Source organism: Mesorhizobium sp. WSM4823, from assembly GCF_055811195.1.
Genome location: NZ_JBVVQL010000040.1, coordinates 1 through 2006, shown reverse-complemented (window position 1 = coordinate 2006; position 2006 = coordinate 1). Strand labels below are relative to the sequence as shown.

Sequence of the window (2006 nt, the reverse complement as noted above, 5' to 3'; positions counted from 1 at the left end):
GTACGCATCCGGTGAAGACCGCAGACGTGCGTATCCGGTGGCCATGAGGACCTGAGCACCGGGTCAAGCTTTCGATGGGGAGACGCGATGATATTCTTCGAGGAGGAGTTTGACCTCCTCGAAGCCTTCATCGGTGAAGGCCAAGATCCCGTCGTCATCGTTGGCCCCGTACACCCAGATGACGCCGTCCTCGGGCTCGAGACCGAGGGTCAGGTCCTGGATGAGCGCTTCGCTGACGCCGAGGTCCCTGGCGACACGTTCGACGGTGTAGACGTGATGCACCTTATTGCGCTGCGTGATCAGGCCGCCGCTGGTTGGGTCCGCAGTTTTGCGGACCTCCAATTCCACGGCAGCAAATCGTCGATCCGCTGTGCTGGGTGGGCTGCGATGCGCGCCAGGATATCGGCGAGCCAGGCCTGAGGGTCGACGTCATTCAACTTGGCGCTGACGATCAGGCTGTAGAGAACGGCAGCGCGCTGTCCGCCGCGATCGGAACCGCAGAACAGCCAGGACTTTCTTCCAAGAGCGATGCCGCGCAGGGCTCGCTCGGCTGCATTGTTCGATAGGCAAATCCTCCCATCGCCGAGGAACCGGGTGAAGGATGACCAGCGGCGCAGCATGTAGTTGAAGGCCTTGGTCAGATCGTGTCCGCGAGAGAGCTTGTCGCGCGTCTCGATCATCCAGCGCTCGAGCTCGGTGACCAGCGGCGCGCTCCGCTCTTGGCGCACGGCGTGGCGTTGGCCTGGCGACAGGCCATTGATCTCGCGTTCGATATCGAACAGGGCATCGATGCGCTTCACGGCTTCAACCGCTAGTGGATAGACCAGGTTGGGCTTCTCGCCGTGCGCCTTCTTGCGCGCCGCCGCTTCGATATCGGCCAGCTCGAACACTTTGCGCCGGCTGTGGGCCCAGCAGCTGGCTTCCAGAACAGGCGCCGGCTGACGGCCCGTCGCATAGAGATCGCCATAACCGCCATAGGCATCGGCCTGCAAAATGCCGCTCCAGCCGGCGAGATGCGCTGCGGGATGTTCGCCTCGGCGATCGCGGGAATAGTAGAACACCGCCGCCGGCGGATCGGCGCCGCCGAACGGTCGGTCATCGCGCACATAGGTCCATAATCGGCCGGTATCCGTCTTGCCCTTGGCCAGGACCGGCACCGTCGTATCGTCGCCGTGCAGACGTGAAGCGAACAGCACATGGGCCTCGAGCCGCTTGAACAACGGCATCAGCACCGCGGCGCCGGCGCCGACCTGGTCGGCGAGCGTCGACAGGCTGAGCGGCACGCCTTCGCGGGCATAGCGTTCAGCCTGGCGGTTGAGCGGCTGATGCTGTCCGAACTTCTCGAACAGGATCATCGCCAGCAGGCCGGGACCGGCCCAGCCGCGCGGGGTGGCGTGGAACGGCGCCGGAGCCTGGCTGATCGCCTCGCAGTCGCGGCAGGTGAACTTCTCCCGGACGTGCTGGATCACCTTCCATTGCCGCGGCACCACCTCCAGCGTCTCGGTGATATCCTCACCCAGCTTGCGTAGCCGATGACCGCCGCAGCAATGGCAAGCGGCCGGCGCCGGCTCGGCCACGCGTTCGCGCGGCAGATGCTCGGGAAATGGTTGGCGCGCCGGTCGTTTGCGCACATAAAGCGCCACCTCGGTGGTCCGGGCCGTTGCCTGTTCGGCGGCGATCTCGTCTTCCGTCGCGGTGCTCTCGAGTTCCTCGAAGGTGAGTTCCATCTGGTCGTGCAGGCGGGCGGAACGTTCAGAACTCTGACCATGCAGCGCCCGCTGCAGCTTCCGGATCGTCAGATGCTGATGTGCGATCAGCGCTGCATCATCCGATGCCTTGGCCCTGGCGACCGCGAGTTCGGCCTCGACCAGCGCAGCGCGCGCGGCCTCATCTTCGGCTCTGGCCAGCGCCGCGGTCAGCGCCGCTCTCAGCGCGCCGATATCGTCCGAAACAGCATCCTGGGCGGTGGCAACCATGCCCTGGAGTGAATCATAAAACGAGTCTGC

The 2006-nt window shown here is 64.9% G+C and carries 2 protein-coding genes; both read right to left on the bottom strand.

Annotated elements, in window-relative coordinates:
- Positions 1-63: 63 nt before the first annotated feature.
- Positions 64-348: a hypothetical protein gene (locus AC0L26_RS31900; protein WP_473636072.1), complete on the bottom strand. Its 285-nt coding sequence runs from the start codon at positions 346-348 to the stop codon at positions 64-66.
- Positions 300-1976, bottom strand: a complete 1677-nt coding sequence (gene tnpC, locus AC0L26_RS31895; RefSeq protein ID WP_473636073.1) for an IS66 family transposase — start codon at positions 1974-1976, stop codon at positions 300-302. The genes AC0L26_RS31900 and tnpC overlap by 49 nt, the downstream gene beginning before the upstream one ends.
- Between the last annotated feature and the right edge of the window lie 30 nt (positions 1977-2006).